Here is a 17,276-nt window from a genome sequence, read left to right as displayed (position 1 = left end):
ATCCGATCGAGGCGCACGACACCTTTAGCAGGCCGCCCGTCCTCGCGAGGGTATGGTCGAGGTCGCGACGCTGCCGTGGCCCGCGATCGGGTCGATCGCCGCCGCCGTCGCGAGTCTCGCGCTCGTCGCGCGCGTCCTCGCCCACCGCGGGAAGCCGGGAGCGAACTGGTTCCTCGCCGTGTTGCTCGCGCAGGCGGGGTGGTGTCTCGCATACGGGGTCGGCCTCCTCGTCTACGATCCCGGCGTCCGTCTGGTTCTCGAGATGGTCTCGTGGGTCGGGATCGTCTGGACCGGGCTCACCTTCCTCGCGTTCGCGCTCGAGTACACCGGCCGCGGCGACGTGGTGTGGGGGCGGGGGTACGGGGCGTTCGTCGCCTTCGGCGTCGTCGCGTCGGTGCTCGTTCTCTCGAACCCCCTCCACGGGGCGATGTGGACCGGGTTCGAACTCGATCCGGTGCTTCGGTCGGCCACCGTCTCATACACGCTGGCGCCGGCCGCGGTTCTCACCCTCGGGATCGCGACCCTGGCGGTGGTCGTGGCCGTCGGGCTCCTCGTCGACACGGTGGCGAGTTACGGCCCGCTGTTCCGGCGGGAGGCCGCGGCCGTCGCCGTCAGCGCGCTGCCGCCCGGGCTGGCGCTCCTCGCGTGGGCCTTCGGCGTCGGCCCGGTTCCCCAGCTCAACCTCGCGCCGATCATGTTCATCCCGCACGTTGTGCTGGACGCCTACGCGTTCGGCCGCGGCGAGCTGTTCGCGCGCAACCCCACGACCGTTCGGGCGGCCGAGCGCACTGCGATCGACGACCTCGCCGACCCGCTCGCGGTGGTCGACCCGAACGGTCGGATCGCGAGGACGAACCGCGCGTTCGCGGACGCCTTCGGGTTCGACCCCGACGAGGGGATCGATCGGCCGATAGCGACGGTCGTCGGGGGCGATCTGCCGGACGTCGGCGAGGAGGCGACGATCGAGCGGCGAGTCGAGAGGGGTGGAGACGTCGGGGGCAGTTGGAACGGCGCGAGCGCCGGCGGACGAGCCACGTTCGCGGTCTCCGTGTCTCCGCTTTCGGATCCCGCCGGAACCCACGTCGGATACACCGCGATCTTCAGGGACGTGACGGAGCGCGAGCGGCGGCGCCAGCAGCTCGAGGTGCTCAACCGGATCCTGCGACACAACCTGCGAAACGACGCCGGGGTGGTGCGCGGCTACGGCGAGCTGCTCGCGGACCGCCTCGAGGGGGAGAACCACCGAATGGCGGACGCGATCGAACGTCGCGCGGGCGCGCTGACCGCGCTCGGCGAGAAGGCACGGACCGTGGAGACGCTGATCGAGGGTGAGCCGTCACGGCCGGTGGCGCTGTTGGCGCACCTCGAGCGAGCCGTCGCGGAGGCCGAAGAGGAGTTCCCGGACGCGACGGTGAACCTCGAGCGGGGACCGGGCGTCGACCCGGAGTCGGATCCGGTCGCGTCGGTGCCGGAGGAGGCCCTCTCGGCCGCCGTCTCGAACCTCCTCGAGAACGCGCTTCGCCACCACGACGGCGCGGGAACGGAACGACCGGACGGCGGTGCGTGGGCGCGGGTCGTCCTCGATCGATCGGACGGCGGGCCCGTCATCCGCGTCGTGGACGACGGCCCCGGAATCCCCGATCACGAGATCGAGGCGATCGAGGCGGGCCGGGAGACGGCGCTCGAACACGGGTCGGGACTCGGGCTGTGGATCGTCCACTGGGCGGCCGCGGCGATCGGCGCCGAGGCGACGTTCGCGGACCGCGATCCGCGGGGGACGGTCGCGACGCTGCGGCTACCGATGGAGGACGACACGTCGACGGATACGACGGATACGTCGGAATGACGGTCACCCGCCTCGAGGAACGAGCGGCGATCCGACGGATCGACGACCCGGGGTCGGTCGGCCACTCGTGAGTCGACCGCTCGTGAGCCGACTATTCGCTTTGGATCCGCGGCGCCAGCATGTAGGTCACGTTGCCCATCCCCTCGCCGAAGGAGTAGTGGAGCTTGACGGGGAACTCCTCGCCCAGCTCGACGACGACCTCGGCGTCCTTCGGGATCGCCTTGTTCATGTCCTTGAGGTAGTCGAGCGAGAACAGCGAGTCGGCGGGGCCGGCGGTGAGGTCGATGAGGTCGCCGCGCTCGAGCGCGAGGTCGACGTCGTCGGTGTCGCCCTCCGCCTCGATGTAGAAGGTCTCCGCGGCCTCGTCGACGCGCAGGCGGATGTGATCGGAGACCATGTCGGCGGCCGTGATGCCGCGGTCGATCTGGGCGCCCTCTAAGACGATCTCCGCGGGGAGGTCGAGGTCGGGGATGTCGGGCTCCTGGCGGATCGAGTCGGGGTCGATGAGCGCGAGGGTGTAGGAGAGCCCGTCGATCTGGATGTGGAGCTTTCGGGTCTCCTCGTCGAGTTCGAGGTGGACGAGGTCGCCCGAGTTGGCCATCCCGGCGATGTCCTGCAGCCGCGCGAGGTTGACGCCGATGACGCCGCCGTCCGCCTCGTAGGACTCGAAGGCCGCGGCCTCGAGCGAGAGGTCGACCATGCCGACGTTCGCGGGATCGACGGCCCGAATGGCGAGTTCCTCCTCGTTCAGGCGGACCTTACACTCGTCGACGAGCACGCTCACGGAGTCGAGCGCGTCCTGAAGCGTCGACGCACTCACGATGGCCTTGAACATATACGGACCGCTACGGCGTAATGGCCTAAAAAGACCCGCGATCCGATCTATTTCTCTTCGCGCGCGTCGCGTGTGAGATCACCTGTAGGGAGGCCCGTCACCCGTGGGTAGGGACGCCCATCACCCGTAGGGACGCCCCGGCGGCCTATAGCAACGGCTCGATCAGATCGCGGCCGGCCGCGAGCAGCGCCTCGACGCGCTCGGCCTTCTCGGCCTCGGCGTAGACGCGAAGCTTCGGCTCCGTCCCGGAGGGGCGCACGAGCAGCCAGGAACCGTCCTCCAAGAGGAGTTTGAACCCGTCCAGGGTCACGACGCGGTCGATCCCCCGGCCGAGGACGTCGTCGGGGATCCGCTCCGAGAGCCCCGCCATCACCGCGTCCTTTCGGTCGTTCGGACACGGCACGCTCGTCCGGTCCGTGTGGATCTCGCCGTACTCGGCGGCGATCCGGTCGAGACGGTCGTCGAGCGGCTCCTCGAGGGCCGCCGCGGCCGCGAGCAGCCCCACGAGGACGCCGTCCTTCTCGCGGACGTGACCGCGGATCGAGAAGCCGCCGGACTCCTCGCCGCCGACGAGCGCGTCGTGGTCGGCCATCTCCCTGGCGACCCACTTGAACCCGACCGGCGTCTCGTGGACGGTCTCGCCGTGGGCGTCGGCGATCCGGTCGATCAGGAACGTCGTGGGGACGCTGCGGACCGCGGCGCCGGTCTCGGACTCGAGGAGGGAGTCGTAGCACAAAGCGAACAGTCGGTTCGCGTCGACGACGCCGCGATCGGGCGTACAGACGGCGATCCGGTCGGCGTCGCCGTCGTTGGCGATCCCGAGGTCGGCGTCGCGTTCGCGGACTTCATCGGCGAGCGCGTGCAGGTTCTCCGCGCTCGGCTCGGGCGGAGTACCGCCGAAGGTCGGATCCCGGTCACAGCGGAGCCGAACGACCTCGGCGCCGGCGTCCGCAAGCAGCCGGTCCGTGACGCCGCGGCCGCTGCCGTGCATCGCGTCGTAGACGACGGTGAGCCCGGAGAGGTCGGTGCCGACCCGGTCCCGGACCGCCTCGGCGTGGGCGGCGGTCGGGTCACACCGGCGGATCGGCGCCCGTTCGTCCGCGGGGAGGAGGTCCGGCTCGCGGAGTCTCGACTCGACGTCCTCCGTCACCTCCGGCAGCGCCGGCGCGCCGTCGTGGGGGATGAACTTCACGCCGTTGTACTCCGGCGGGTTGTGCGACGCCGTCACCATGCAGGCGCCGGAGAGGCCGCGGTCGACGACGGCGTGGGCGACGACCGGGGTCGGGACGTCGCGGTCGGGAAGCAGGACCTCGAAGCCGTTGCCGGCGAGGACGGTCGCGATGTGCTCGGCGAACCCCTCGGAGCTCTCGCGGGCGTCGTAGCCGACGAACACCGGGTCCGACCGCCCGGCTGCCTCGAGGTGGTCCGCGACGGCCTGGGCGACGATCCGGACGCGATCGTCGGTGAAGACGTCGAGCGTCGCACGCCAGCCGTCGGTTCCGAAGGCGATCGGGTCTGCGTCCGTGGCGTCCATGGTCGATCCGACGGCCGGGGCGGTTTATAACTGATCGGTCAGGGATGCGTCCTCCGCACACAGCCCACCTCGGGAGACGGTCGCCACCGATATGTGTCCCTCCCGCGAACCACCGCGTATGAAGGTCGTCTTCGATCGCGACACCTGCATCGGGATGTATCAGTGCGTCGATGAGTGGGGGAAGTTCACGAAGAACATGGACGAGGGGAAGGCCGACCTCGAGGGGGGAGAGCGGCCGGACGAGGACGTCGAGGTCTACGAACTGGAGGTCCCCGAAGGCGAGGAGTTCGAGGCCGAGTTCGCGGCACGCGTCTGTCCGGTCGACGCGATCGAGGTGTACGACGACGGGGAGCAGGTCGTCTGAGAGGAGTGGGGATCGAGTCGGACGAGGTCGAGACGGAGGAGGGGGAGCGGGGGTCGGGTCGTCGACGAGAGGTGACGGCTGCGGCTCCGACGGTCACAGCCGCTCGGCGAGGTCCTCGGCGAAGTAGGTGACGATCAGGTCGGCGCCGGCGCGTTTGATCGCGGACAGCGACTCGAGGGCGACGGACTCGAGGTCGAGCCACCCGTTCTCCGCGGCCGCGTGCAACATGGCGTACTCGCCGGAGACGTTGTAGGCCGCGATCGGGTGATCGAACTCCCGGCGGAGGTCCGAGACGACGTCGAGGTAGGCGAGCGCGGGCTTCACCATCAACACGTCCGCGCCCTCCTCGGCGTCGAGGCGGGCCTCCCGAAGCGCCTCGCGGCGGTTTCCCGGATCCATCTGGTAGTGGCGTCGATCGCCGAAGGCCGGCGCGCCGTCGGCCGCCTCGCGGAAGGGGCCGTAGAAGGCGGACTCGTACTTCGCCGCGTAGCTCATGATCGGCACGTGCTCGAATCCGGCCGAGTCGAGCCCCTCGCGGATCGCGGCGACCATCCCGTCGGTCATCGAGGAGGGCGCGATCATGTCGACGCCGGCCTCGGCCTGCGAGACCGCCGTGCGGACGAGCAGATCGAGCGTCTCGTCGTTTCGAACGGTGAGGGTCGGGTCGGTCTCGGCCGTCTCCTCGAGGATGCCGCAGTGGCCGTGATCCGTGTACTCACACAGACAGACGTCGCCGACGAGGTAGGCGTCCGTCTCCGCGTCGATCCGGCGAGCGGCCCGCTGGACGACGCCGTCGTCCGCGTACGCCCGGGTGCCGGCGGCGTCCTTGGATTCGGGGATCCCGAAGAGGATGACCGCCTCGACGCCGGTCTCCTCGATCTCGGCGACTCGGTCGCCGGCCGCAGAGACCGGGACGCGCTCCTGGCCGGGCATCGAGTCGATCGGCACGCGCTCGTCCGTCGTGGCGTCGACGAACACCGGCGCGATCAGGTCGGTCGGCGAAAGCGACGTCTCGGCGACGAGCGGCCTGACGCCGTCGGTCCGCAGCCGGCGCGGCCGGTCGGTGAGGTCCATGGGCGGCGTTCGGCGCGCGCGGACTTCTAAGGATCGCTCGCGGCCGGAGCCGAAGGGAGGATGAACGAAGTGATAGCTCGCCGCGGGCGGTACAGGGAAGGCCCTCGGGGCCCAACGGAGCGAACATGGACCCGGAAGTCACCGCGGACCGGCCGGACAGCCCGATTCACACCCTCGGAACGGACCACATCACCGTCATCGGCAGCAACGTCGAGGACACGATCGAGTACTACCGCGACCTGCTCGGGATGCCCCTCGTGTTGCGCCAGCCCAACCTCGACCAGCCCGAGGTGACCCACCTCTTTTTCGACACCGGCGACGGGCGGATCCTCACCTTCTTCGTCACCGACGACCGGCCCTCGAACGCCAACCCCCAGCGGACCGGGGTCGGCGGCGTCCACCACCTCGCGTTCACGATCGAGGCCGACCGGCTCGAGGAGATAAAGGAGGCGCTGAACGAGGCGGGATACGGCTACAACGAGTTCGACCGCGGCGCGTTCCACTCGCTTTACACCCGCGACAACAACGGCCTCACGATCGAGCTCGCCGTCGACAAATACGAGATCCCGGACGACCGCCGCGGCGAGGTGCTCGCGCGCGCACAGCAGGCCCGCGTCGAGGCCGGCGCGGAGTACGTCGACGACGAGCACATGGAGGCGGCCATCGAGGCGCTCGGCATGGAGGTCGTCCGCAACGAGACGCCGGAGGCGTCGAGCGGCGTCGGCGGCGTGGAGTAGGGATCCCGGTCCGGACCCGGTCGATCGACTGCCACGGACGGAAACGCTTACTCGCCGGGGGCGTCCATCCCGATCCGATGAGCACCGACACGGACACGGATGGGGACGCGGGCGGTGATGCGGCCGGAGCCTTCTTCGACCGGCTCGCGGAGCGGATCGCGGCCGTCGACAGCGTCGTCTCGGTCGGCCTGGATCCGGATCCCGACCGGATCCCGGCGTTCCTCGCGGACGCGGACCTGCCGCGGTGGGCGTTCAACCGGCGGATCATCGACGCGACACACGAGCACGCGGCCTGCTACAAGCCGAACGCCGCCTTCTACGAGGACGCCGACGGCTGGCGGGCGCTCCGGGAGACGATCGCCTACGCACACGGCAAGGGCGTTCCGGTCCTGCTCGACGCCAAGCGCGCGGACATCGGGAACACGACCCGACGGTACGCGAGCGCGCTCGACGGGGAGGGCGATCTCGGCGCGGACGCGATCACGGTCAATCCCTACATGGGACGCGACTCGCTCCAGCCGTTTCTCGACCGGGAGACGGCGGGCGTCTTCGTCCTGTGTCGCACCTCGAATCCGGGCGGCAGCGACATCCAGGACCTGGAACTCGCGAGCGGCGAGCCGGTCTACGAGCGGATCGCGGCCCTGGCCGACCTGTGGAACGAGCACGGCAACGTCGGCCTCGTCGTCGGCGCGACCGCGCCCGATGAACTCGAGTCGCTCCGGGAGGCGGTTCCCTCGCTCCCGTTCCTCGTCCCCGGCGTCGGGGCCCAGGGCGGCGACGCCGAGGCCGCAGTCGAGTTCGGACTCGCCCCGCGGGACGGCCACGACGTCGACGTCGGGCTCGTGAACTCCTCGCGCGGGATCATCTTCGCGGGCGAGGAGGTCACGGCCGCACGCGACGGCGAGGTCGAGGGGCCCTACTTCCGGGCGGCCGGCGAGTCGGCAAAGCGTCTCAAACGCCGACTCAACGAGTTCCGGTGACCTCGTATGCGCCAGTTCGTGATCGTCGGCCACGAGGTCCCGACGACCCCCGACATCCCGCTGGACGACCTCCCCGGCGCGGGGCGGCTCGACCTGCTCTGCCGGAGCGTCGGCGCCGCCGTGTTCCTCTCACACGGGATCCGGGAGTCGGTGCGGGTCCACCTCGTCTGCGGCGACGCCTACACCGTGCGGTTCGACACGGCGAACCTGCGACACCTCCATCCGGACGAGCGGAACGTCGCCGCGCGCATCCGGGACGCGTTCGCGGAACGCGAGTCGGCCATCGGCCACCAGCCCGCCGACGTCTCGCCCGGCGTCGACATCCTCCGGATGGACTTCGAGGCCACCGTCGATCGGCTCGCTCGCGAGGGCCCGATCGTCCAGTTACACGAGGACGGCAGCCCGCTCGCCGATGAGACGCCGCCGGAGGACCCCGTCTTCGTTCTCTCGGACCACCGCGACTTCACCGACGCGGAACGCGAGGTGCTCGCTGACGTCGCGGACCGCCGGGTGCGCGTCGGCCCGGAGGTCCTCCACGCCGACCACGCGATCACGGTCGCACACAACTGGCTCGACACCGGCGGATACACGTCGTACTGATCCGCCGACGATGACCGGAAACGACGGCGACGGCGGCGGCGAAGGGGGAGATCGAACCCGAACCCGAACTCGAACTCGAACTCGAACCACGGTCGAGCCCGATCTCGACGAGCGTTTCGCCGTCCCGCTCCGTGGGATCGACGTCGATCCGGAGACGCGGTGTGCCCACTGGCACGAGGCCGTCGACGTGGTGGCGCTCCGGTTCGCGTGCTGTGGGACGTACTACCCGTGTTTTCGGTGTCACGAGGCGGCGACCGACCATGAGCCGGTCCGGTGGCCCCGCGACCGCTTCGACGAGCCGGCGGTGCTGTGTGGGGTCTGCGGCGAGGCGATGAGCGCCGCGGCCTACCTCGAGTGTGATGACCGCTGTCCGGCCTGCGGCGCCGCGTTCAATCCGGGGTGTCGCGCCCACCGCGATCGGTACTTCGAGCCGACGGAGCGTGCGGACGGCGAGTCGAGGAACTGACCGGAGTCCGGCGATCGTCGACGAGCGGGGACCCGAATCCGAGGCGGTTCGGAAGCGTTAAAGGACCGAGCGACGTGTCTTCGAACGCGGGCCGGTGGGGTAGCTTGGTATCCTTCGGCCTTCGGGTGGCCGTAACCGCGATTCGAATTCGCGCCGGCCCATTTTCACCCCACTTCGCAACGACGAGCGTTAGCGAGGAGTCCGTAGTGGGTGTGTCAATCACGCCGGCGCGAATTCGAGCCAGCAAGTCGCAGCGCGCGAAGGAAGCGAGCGCGACCGTCTTGCCCAGTTCGAATTTCGCGCCGGCCCACTACCCGCATTCTTTCGTGGTTAATCCCGGTCGTCGAGTGGTCGCAACCGCGTTTCGGAGTCCGGATGCCACGGTACCCTTATTAGCTCCCCATCAGTCACCGGACCCATGCGACTCGGCATCATCAGCACCGCGGCGATCGCGAGGGAGGACCTGATCCCGGCGGTCAGACGGGGCGAGCACACGGTACAGGCGATCGCTTCCCGGAGTGAAGATCGGGCGCGGACGGTCGCGGACGACCTGGGGATCCCCGACGCGTACGGCTCCTACGAGGCGCTCTTCGAGGCGCCGAACGTGGACGCGGTGTACAATCCGCTCCCGAACTCGATGCACGCGGAGTGGTCGAAGCGCGCGGCGGACCACGGGAAACACGTGCTCTGTGAGAAGCCGCTCGCGAGCGACGCCGCGGAGGCGAAGGACCTCATCGAGTACTGTCGCGAGCGCGACGTCGTCCTGATGGAGGCGTTCATGTACCGGTACCTCCCGCGGAACCTGCGCGCCCGCGAGCTGGCTCGGGATCTGCTCGAGGACGTCCACCACGTGAGCGGGACGTTGAAGTTCCCGCTCGAGGACCCCGACGACATCCGGCTCGACCCCGATCTGGCCGGCGGGAGCCTGATGGACCTCGGCTGTTACCCGGTCTCCGTCGCGCGGTGGATCCTCGGGGAGCCCGACCGGGCGTTCGCGTACGCCCACGACGCGCGCGACTGCGGCGTCGACACCCGAATGGACGGACTCCTCGAGTACGACTCCGGCGCCCTGGCCCAGTTCGACTGTTCGTTCGACGCCCAGGACGTCCAGCGCTACCGGATCGAGGGGGCAAACGGCTGGATCGAGGCGGAGCGGGAGGTGACCTACAACGCGCCCACCGACGTCTCGACGACGCTCGAGTACCACGTCGACGGCCGCCACGCCGTCGAGGAGTTCGATCCCGCGGACCAGTATCGCCACGAGGTCGACCACTTTTCCGAGTGTATCGAGTCGGGGGAGACGCCGAGGACGGGCGGGCAGGACTCGATCGACAACATGCGGGTGATCGACGCGCTCTACGAGAGCGTTGAGACCGGCGAGCAGGTCCCGCTGTGAGAGACTACCGGATAACCGGGGAACGGTCTACCCGGTGTTCTTCATGCCGGCCGCGATCCCCTTGACGGTCAACCGGAGGGTGCGCTCCTCGAGGTCGGTTCGGTCGTCGTGATCGAGGAGATGGACCTGCAGCAGGTTCAGGGGGTCGATGTAGGGGTTTCGAAGCTCGAGGTTCTCGCCGCGCTCGCGCGTTCGCGGGGAGTCCTGGCCGCTTATCTCCTCGAGGAGATCGGTCGCGCGCTCGTACTCCTCGCTCACGCGGGGGAAGAACCGATCTCGGAGGTCGGGGTCGGCGATGTCGGCGTACTGGCTCGCGATCTCGAGGTCGGTCCGGGACATCGAGGCCGCGGCGTTGTCGAGGGTGGTTCGGAAGAACGGCCACTCCTCGTACATCTCGCGGAGGACGTCCATCGACCCGCCGGCGTCGAGGTAGGCGTCGACGCCCGTCGCGATCGCATACCACCCGGGGAGGATACACCGAGACTGCGTCCACGAGAACACCCAGGGGATGGCCCGAAGGTCCTCGACGGTGCGCTCGTCCGATCGGGAGGCGGGCCGCGAGCCGAGGTTCAGGTTCTCGATGACGGTGATGGGGGTCGCCTGCTCGAAGTAGCTCACGAAGCCGTCGGTCTCGAGGAGGTCGCGGTACTCCGCGCGGGCGGCGTCGGCCATCTCGTCCATCGCGTCGATCCACTCCTCGCGGACCTCCTCCTCCGGCGTCTCGATGGCCTGCAGTCGCGCACGGAGCTGGGCGTTGAGCATCTGCTCGATGTTCCGTTCGGCGATCCGCGGGTTGGCGTACTTCTCGGCTATGGCCTCGCCCTGTTCGGTGAACTTCACCTGGCCGGAGACGGTGTCGTTCGGCAGCGCGAGCAGGGCCTCGTTCATCGGCCCGCCGCCGCGCGATATGGAGCCGCCGCGGCCGTGAAACAGCCGCATCGTGACGTCGTGGTCCGCACAGATCTCGCCGAGGCGCCGCTGGTTCTTGTACAGCGACCAGTTGGCGGCGAGAAAGCCGTTCTCCTTGTTCGAATCGGAGTAGCCGAGCATGATCTCCTGGGTGCCGCCGCGAGCCGAAAGCGCCTTCGCGTACGCCTCGTTCTCGAAGAGCGTCCCGATGATCCGCCGGGCGCCGGAGAGGGCGTATTCGGTCTCCAGGAGGGGAACGACGTCGATCCCCGCGTGCTCGGGAAGCGAGACGACGCCCGCCTGGTCGGCGAGGAACAGCACCTCGAGGACGTGGCTCGGCTCCTCGGTCATCGAGATGCAGTAGGTGTCGATCGCCTCGTTGCCGTACTCGCGTTGCCAGTCGGCGAGGTCGGAGAACAGCCGGAGGACCCGCTCCGTGTCCGGGGAGAGCCCGTCGCGGTCCTCGAGGTCGATCACGGGCTCGTCCTGGAGGACGGCGTCGGTGAGGAACTCGACGCGCTCCTCCTCGGAGAGTCCCCGGTAGTCGATCCCCTCCCGGTCGAGCGCCTCGGCGATCGCGTTCGTGTGTTTCTCCTGGTGGTCGCGGAGGTCGAGGCTGGCGAGCGAGAAGCCGAAGGTGTCGACCCGCCGTGCGATCGGGTCGACGTGGGCATCGGCGACGCTCTCGGCGTCGTTTCTCCGCAGGCTCTCGGCGAGCACGGAGAGGTCCTCGCGTAGCTCATCGGCGCTCCCGTATCCGCCGGGACGGACGTCCCCGACCCGGTCGAGCCGCTCGCGCATGAGTTCGAGCTTCTGGCGGTAGGGCTCGCCGGGGTAGCGTTGCTCGGCGGTGCGCGCGGTTCCGGGGAGCCGGTCGCGGTCGCGGTCCAGCGACTCGCGGAACGCGGAGCCGACCTCGATCCGGCTGCCGTCCTGGCTCAACACGCCCGTGAGCCGCTCGAGCTGTGAGCGATATCGGTCGAGGACCACGGAGCGCTGTCGCTCGAGCGTGGCGGCGGTCACCTCCGGGGTGACGTAGGGGTTGCCGTCGCGGTCGCTGCCGGCCCACGACCGGAACTCGAAGAGCGTCGGAACGTCGATCGACTTCTCGAGCGTCTCCGCGAGCGCGTCGTCAAGCTCGTCGTAGACCTCGCCGACGACGTCGAACAGCGTGTTCTCGAGGTACCACTGGACGTTTCGCGCCTCGTCCTCCGGCTCCGGCTGGCGGCTGCGGACCTGCGGCGTCTGCCAGAGGCTCGTCACCTCGGCGTCGACGTCGCGCCACACCTGGTCCGCCTCCTTGTCCGTGAGGAGCCGCTCGTCGAGCGTCTCGAGGTGGGTCGCGACCGTCCGGAGCTTCGATTTGACCGTCTTGCGTCTCGCCTCGGTCGGGTGGGCGGTGAACGTCGGCTCGACGAGGACGTCATCGAGCACGCGCCGGACGGTCTCGCGATCACGCTCGCCGAGCTCCTCGGCGACCGCCTCGAGGCCGTCCTCGAGCGTCTCCGCCTGGGAGTCCGATCGAAGCGTTCGGACCCGCTCCCGCTCCTCGGCGAGGTTGACGAGCTCGAAGTAGGTGGTGAACGCGCGGGCGACGACCCGCTGGTGGTGCGGCGAGAGCCCCTCGAGCTCGCTGACGAGCGGCTCACGGGTGTCGATCTCGCCGGAGCGATAGTCGATCGCGTTCGTCCGACAGGATTCGACCGTCTCGAAGGCGCTGTGTGAGGTCTGGTCCTCGAGGACGTCCCCGAGCAACGCGCCGAGCTCGCGGACGTCCTGCTGGACGTTTCTCGTGTGTCTATCCATACCACACCAAGGCGGCTCGGCACGTAAAAGCTCCTTGATGAACGACCGCATATCCATCCGAATCGCCGATGATCGATCGATAATGACCGTTGATGCGGAGTAAACTGGACGGTCATTCATCGATGTCGGATATCGATCCGGACATGAAGGATCGGTGTGCATCCGCGAGTCGGACGGTGCTTCGGGGGGACGTCGGGGGGTGTGGGACCGAGCACGGGGCCGTCCGGAGCGGACTCGAAGCGGCGGGAACGACCGATCGCGAAAAACGGCCAGTGAGGAAAAGCGACCGCTCAGGAGCGGTCGGCGACCGCGAGCGTGCGATCGACCTGTTCGCCGATCGGGGCGTCGTCGGGGGCGGGAACCAGGGGCGGTCGGACGTCGTCGGTCGGAATGACTCCGCGGTGGACGAGTCCGGACTTCGCGGCCGGGGCGAACCCGTAGTCGGTACACGCCTCGAAGAGGGGTGCGATCGCCTCGAGTTGCAGTTCGCGGCCGCGCTCGTCGTCGACGCGGTCGACCGCCTCGCGAAACACCTCGGGGACCGCGTTCGAGAGCGCGTTGACGCCGCCGTCGCCGCCCATCCGCATCGAGGCGACGAGGAGCGCGTCGTACCCCTGCAGACAGAGGAACTCCTCGGGCGTCTCGCGCAGGACCGCGGAGAAGTACTCCAGGTCGCCGCTCGAGTCCTTGAGCCCGAGCGCGCGGTCGTGGTCGGCGACGGCGGCCACCGTCTCCGGTTCGATCCGGCCGCCGGTACACTGCGGGATGTTGTAGAGGAGGACGGGAAGCGACGCGCGATCGAGGACCGACTCGAAGACCCGCCTGTTCCCCTCGGGCGCGTTCGCGGCGATGAAGTACGGCGGGACGATGGCGACGGCGTCGGCGCCCGCGTCCGCCGCCGCGTCGATCGCCTCGACGGTCTCCTCGACGCTGGTCCGGGCCGCGCCGGCGATCACCGGCACGTCGGCGGCCTCGACGGTGAACTCGGTCACCCGGCGCTGTTCGGCGGGCGTCATGCTCGGGAACTCGCCGGTCGTCCCGCACGGGAAGACCGCGTCCACCCCGCCGTCCTGTACGTGGTCGATCAGTCCCTCGAGGGCCGCCTCGTCGATCGCCTCGCCGTCGTAGGGCGTCACAAGCGGGGTGGTGACGCCTCGAAGTGTGGATCGCAGATCCATACCGGGGCCAGGGGGTCGGGTGAGTTAAATATCGGTGATGTCGTGGAACGGGGTCGTTTCCGGGTCGGCGTCCCGAACGATTCCTGTCCCGCGATCGACCACGACCGGCACAGCGGCCCGCCGCGATCGACCACGACCGGCATAGCGGTCGTGGTCGATTATCACGCGTGATGAGCGAACGCGTACATTTATCCGTCGGGTCGGCGAGTTCACGGACGAGTTACCACGAGGATGTCACGAAGGAGCCATCTCGCGGTCCTCGTGGTGGTGGCCGCGCTCGCGGGCGTCGCCGTCGGGGGGGCCGCCGCCACGTCCGCGTCCGCGGGTTCGATGGACGAAGCCACGGACGTCGAGCACGCCGTCGACGGCCCGTGGACGACGGGCGGGATCGCACAGACGACCGGATCGCCCGGCGCGACGATCGACGTGTCGCTCGACGGCACCGCGGTCGAGGACGGCGGCTCGATCACGACCGGGAACGACCCGACGCTCTCCGTTCGAGCCGAAAGCGAGGGGACGATCCGGATCGTCTCCGTCCGGATCGACGGCCGGACGGTCCGGTCGTACGCCCCGAACGACACCGCCCTCGAGACCTCGACGGACCTGGACCTCGAGTCGGGAGCACACGATCTCCGGGTCGTCGTCGAGACCGACGGGTCGACGACGATCTACGACGCGACGGTCACCGAGGACTCGACGCGCCCGCTCATGACCTTCGACTCGCCGTTCTCGACGGGATTCACCGGAGAGAACAACACCTACGAGGGCCCGAAGGACGAGTACACGCTCAACAAATCGAACATTCTGCTCGAGGGGAGCTTCCACGACGAGTCCCACGTCGAGAAGGCGATCATCGAGACGACCTACCACTACAACTACGCCGACAATACCCGGGGCGAACGCGAGCGCATCGTGCTCCGGGATCCGGGCGAGTCGATCTCCCAGCGGCTCCGGCTCGGGCCGAACCAGCCGGAGCTCGGAGCGGGGTTGAACACCCTCGAGATCACGCTCTTCGACGCGTTCGATCACGTGAAGAAGTACCGGATCGAGATACGCGTCGAGGACACCGACCCGCCCGAGATCGAGGTGCTCGACCGCGAGGCCGTCGAGACGCGCTCGGCCGTTCGCCTCCACGTCCGGGCCTCCGACCGCGTCGGGGTCGAGTCGGTCGGGACCCGCCTGGGACCGAAGGACGGCTCCGGACTGCAGTACCAGCTCAGCCCACAGCCGCCCGGCGCGCGGCCGATCGAGCACACGTTCACCCGAACGGTCGAGGTGCCGAGCGGCTCGGAGACGATAACCGTCGTCGCCGAGGACGGGACGAACCCGCCCGCAAAGCGGGAGGTGACGGTCAACTACACCGAGCTCGTCACCCCGCGAGTGCAGTTCGACCGCGAGGCGACCGAGGCGGTCGACGGCCGGCGGATCCGGGTCCGCGGACGGGTCTACGACGGACAGATCTCCCGCGTCCGCGTCGAGACCGTCTCGCCCGGCGGCGACGTCCTCGACCTCAACACGGCGTACACGGGCGGGATCACGGACTCGGTGACGATCGACGAGACGCTCCGGATGGACGTCTACCCCGCGACGATCCGGGTACGAACGATCGACGTCGACGGGACCGAACACGTCGAGACGATCCGGGTGTCACAGTCGGCGGACGCGGTCGGGGACGGCGACGCGGAGCCGATCGTCGTGGACCCATCGAACGGCTCCGCAGGAGACGGGACGGGCGGCGAGTCCGGCGACGGGGCGTCCGACGGCGGAGAGGGAGGCGGAACCGGAGGCGAGAGCGAAGCCGACGGCGACGGAACGGCCGACGAGGACGGCGGCTGGCTGCCGGGATTCGTCGCGGACCGGCTCCCGCTCGGAATGATCCCGACCGGGTGGTTCCCGCTTGCGACCATCCCGACCGGACCGCTCCCGATCGGGCCGATCCCGGTCGAGATCGGGCTCGGCGTCGGCCTCGCGGGCGGCTACCTCGGCGTGCGCTGGCTCACGTGGTGATCGTCAGTCGTCCGCGGACACGGTTCGGGGGAGTCAGTCGTCCGCGGGCGCGGTCGGAACGTGGCGGCGGGTGGTGGCGGGGACGTCGAAGCCCACGAGGACCATCGCGAACAGGACGAGCGGGGAGAGGAACCCGAACAGGTAGAACGGGGCGTACTCGAGGGTCGGGACGCCCGTGACCGTCGCCATGTAGACGCCGCCCGCATGCCAGGGGATCAACGCCCCGGTCGGGGTGCCCGCCGCCTCCACGGCCCGCGAGAGCTGGTCGCTCTCGAGGTCGAACTCCTCGTAGAGGTTCCGCAGCGTGACGCCCGGCAGGACGATGCTCATGTACTGCTGGGCGGTGAGGACGTTGATGACGATCGCCGAGAGGCCGGTGCCGGCCACGAGGCCGCCGGAGCTCCGGAGCGTGCTCACGAGGCCGTGGGCCAACACGGCGAGGACGCCGGTCCGCTCCAGGATCCCGCCGAGCGAGAGCGCCGCGACGACGACGGTGATCGTCCAGGCGGACCCGGTCAGTCCGCCGGCCGCGAGGAGGTCGTCCACCAGTTCGCTTCCGGTCTCGGGGCTGGTGCCGTACATGAAGACCTCCCAGGCGGCGAGGAAGCCGACGTCCTGGAGCAGGACCGTGGCGAACACGCCCGCGAAGACGCCGGCGACGAGCGCCGGGAGGGCGGGGTGGCCCCGCAACGCGAGTCCGAAGGTCACGAGGAGGGGGAGGAACACGAGCGGCGTCAGCTCGTAGGTGCCCGCGAGGGCGGTCTGTATCTCGAGGAGGCGGTCGACCGGGATGTCGCCGGCGGCGCGCACTCCGAGGGCGCCGAAGGCCGCCACGGCGATGCCGAACGCGAGGGCCGTGCCGGTACGCATCCGACGGATGTGCGCATAAAGCGGCGTGTTCGTCACGCCGGCGGCGAGGTTCGTGGTGTCCGAAAGCGGCGACTGCTTGTCGCCGGCGTAGGCGCCCGAGAGGACGGCGCCGACCGTCATGGGCGCCGCGATCCCGAGTCCGGATCCGATCCCGACGAACGCGACGCCGAGGGTGCCGACGGTCGTCCACGAGGAGCCGATCGAGAAGGCGACGACGGCCGAAAGCAGCGCCGCCGCGGGCAGGAAGGTCCGCGGCGAGAGGACCTCGAGACCGTAGTACATGAGCCCCGGGATGGTTCCGGCGCTGACCCAGGTCGCGATGAGCGCGTAGATGACGAAGAGGATCAAAAGCGCCTGAACGCCCATGAGGAGGCCGTTCGAGATGCCCGAAAAGAGGTCCTCCCAGTCGTATCCCAGGTACCGGCCGAGGCCGGCGACGAAGACGATGCTCCACAGGAGCGGCACGTGCGGATCGAGCCCCAGCGCGGCCGAGCCGACGCCGAGGAAGGTGACGACCGCGAGGACCGGTACGAGCGCGAGCCGGAGGGACGGCCGGCGGTCGACCGGGATCTCCTCGTAGGTCGTCGGGGTGAAGTCGGGAGCCATTACGAGCGAATATGTCCTTGGAGAATTAAACTTCGTTGGTTTATTCCCACAAAGCATACAACGTGCTA

At 69.4% G+C, this 17,276-nt stretch carries 14 protein-coding genes and 1 tRNA gene; 9 read left to right on the top strand and 6 right to left on the bottom strand.

What is annotated here, in order from left to right; genetic code table 11:
* Positions 1 to 52: 52 nt before the first annotated feature.
* The gene (locus ACZ5YD_RS10230) at positions 53 to 1,846 is read left to right on the top strand and encodes a histidine kinase N-terminal 7TM domain-containing protein (protein ID WP_379743531.1); all 1,794 of its coding nucleotides are present in this window, start codon (positions 53 to 55) and stop codon (positions 1,844 to 1,846) included.
* 91 nt (positions 1,847 to 1,937) lie between these two features.
* On the opposite strand, the gene ACZ5YD_RS10225 is transcribed toward ACZ5YD_RS10230, so the two are convergent.
* Positions 1,938 to 2,681, bottom strand: a complete 744-nt coding sequence (locus ACZ5YD_RS10225; RefSeq protein ID WP_379743534.1) for a DNA polymerase sliding clamp — start codon at positions 2,679 to 2,681, stop codon at positions 1,938 to 1,940.
* Between the two features lie 145 nt (positions 2,682 to 2,826).
* Positions 2,827 to 4,215 carry a phosphoglucomutase/phosphomannomutase family protein gene (locus tag ACZ5YD_RS10220; protein ID WP_379743536.1) on the bottom strand — a complete coding sequence of 463 codons (1,389 nt, stop codon included), beginning with the start codon at positions 4,213 to 4,215 and terminating at the stop codon, positions 2,827 to 2,829.
* 118 nt (positions 4,216 to 4,333) lie between these two features.
* On the opposite strand from ACZ5YD_RS10220, the gene ACZ5YD_RS10215 reads away from it, so the two are divergent.
* Entirely contained in the window at positions 4,334 to 4,579 is a 246-nt protein-coding gene (locus tag ACZ5YD_RS10215; RefSeq protein ID WP_379743538.1) for a ferredoxin, read from the top strand.
* 93 nt (positions 4,580 to 4,672) lie between these two features.
* On the opposite strand, the gene hemB is transcribed toward ACZ5YD_RS10215, so the two are convergent.
* Positions 4,673 to 5,653 carry a porphobilinogen synthase gene (hemB, locus tag ACZ5YD_RS10210; RefSeq protein WP_379743541.1) on the bottom strand — a complete coding sequence of 327 codons (981 nt, stop codon included), beginning with the start codon at positions 5,651 to 5,653 and terminating at the stop codon, positions 4,673 to 4,675.
* Positions 5,654 to 5,778: 125 nt separating this feature from the next.
* Here hemB and ACZ5YD_RS10205 point away from each other — a divergent pair, with 125 nt between their 5' ends.
* The 6 genes from ACZ5YD_RS10205 to ACZ5YD_RS10180 all read left to right on the top strand — a co-directional run bounded on the left by ACZ5YD_RS10205 (position 5,779) and on the right by ACZ5YD_RS10180 (position 9,832).
* The gene (locus tag ACZ5YD_RS10205) at positions 5,779 to 6,390 is read left to right on the top strand and encodes a VOC family protein (RefSeq protein ID WP_379743544.1); all 612 of its coding nucleotides are present in this window, start codon (positions 5,779 to 5,781) and stop codon (positions 6,388 to 6,390) included.
* A 77-nt stretch (positions 6,391 to 6,467) separates the two neighbouring features.
* The gene (gene pyrF / locus ACZ5YD_RS10200) at positions 6,468 to 7,370 is read left to right on the top strand and encodes an orotidine-5'-phosphate decarboxylase (protein WP_379743547.1); all 903 of its coding nucleotides are present in this window, start codon (positions 6,468 to 6,470) and stop codon (positions 7,368 to 7,370) included.
* Positions 7,371 to 7,376: 6 nt separating this feature from the next.
* Positions 7,377 to 7,970, top strand: a complete 594-nt coding sequence (gene trmY, locus ACZ5YD_RS10195) for a tRNA (pseudouridine(54)-N(1))-methyltransferase TrmY (RefSeq protein ID WP_379743550.1) — start codon at positions 7,377 to 7,379, stop codon at positions 7,968 to 7,970.
* Between the two features lie 10 nt (positions 7,971 to 7,980).
* Positions 7,981 to 8,436: a CHY zinc finger protein gene (locus ACZ5YD_RS10190; protein ID WP_379743553.1), complete on the top strand. Its 456-nt coding sequence runs from the start codon at positions 7,981 to 7,983 to the stop codon at positions 8,434 to 8,436.
* 88 nt (positions 8,437 to 8,524) lie between these two features.
* Positions 8,525 to 8,597: transfer RNA gene (locus tag ACZ5YD_RS10185), tRNA-Pro, on the top strand.
* Positions 8,598 to 8,854: 257 nt separating this feature from the next.
* On the top strand, positions 8,855 to 9,832 hold the full coding sequence (locus tag ACZ5YD_RS10180; RefSeq protein WP_379743556.1) for a Gfo/Idh/MocA family protein: 978 nt from the start codon (positions 8,855 to 8,857) through the stop codon (positions 9,830 to 9,832).
* 27 nt (positions 9,833 to 9,859) lie between these two features.
* On the opposite strand, the gene ppc is transcribed toward ACZ5YD_RS10180, so the two are convergent.
* Both ppc and ACZ5YD_RS10170 read right to left on the bottom strand, forming a co-directional pair.
* Positions 9,860 to 12,547, bottom strand: a complete 2,688-nt coding sequence (ppc, locus tag ACZ5YD_RS10175) for a phosphoenolpyruvate carboxylase (RefSeq protein WP_379743559.1) — start codon at positions 12,545 to 12,547, stop codon at positions 9,860 to 9,862.
* A gap of 290 nt (positions 12,548 to 12,837) precedes the next feature.
* Complete coding sequence (locus tag ACZ5YD_RS10170) at positions 12,838 to 13,725, bottom strand: dihydrodipicolinate synthase family protein (RefSeq protein WP_379743562.1); 888 nt, start codon at positions 13,723 to 13,725, stop codon at positions 12,838 to 12,840.
* A 231-nt stretch (positions 13,726 to 13,956) separates the two neighbouring features.
* On the opposite strand from ACZ5YD_RS10170, the gene ACZ5YD_RS10165 reads away from it, so the two are divergent.
* Positions 13,957 to 15,732 carry a hypothetical protein gene (locus ACZ5YD_RS10165; protein ID WP_379743564.1) on the top strand — a complete coding sequence of 592 codons (1,776 nt, stop codon included), beginning with the start codon at positions 13,957 to 13,959 and terminating at the stop codon, positions 15,730 to 15,732.
* Positions 15,733 to 15,765: 33 nt separating this feature from the next.
* On the opposite strand, the gene arcD is transcribed toward ACZ5YD_RS10165, so the two are convergent.
* Positions 15,766 to 17,208 (bottom strand): arginine/ornithine antiporter ArcD, encoded by a 1,443-nt coding sequence (arcD, locus tag ACZ5YD_RS10160; RefSeq protein ID WP_379743567.1) that lies wholly within the window; start codon positions 17,206 to 17,208, stop codon positions 15,766 to 15,768.
* Between the last annotated feature and the right edge of the window lie 68 nt (positions 17,209 to 17,276).

This window comes from Halopenitus salinus, from assembly GCF_055397165.1.
This window is presented reverse-complemented; position numbering and strand designations above follow the sequence as displayed.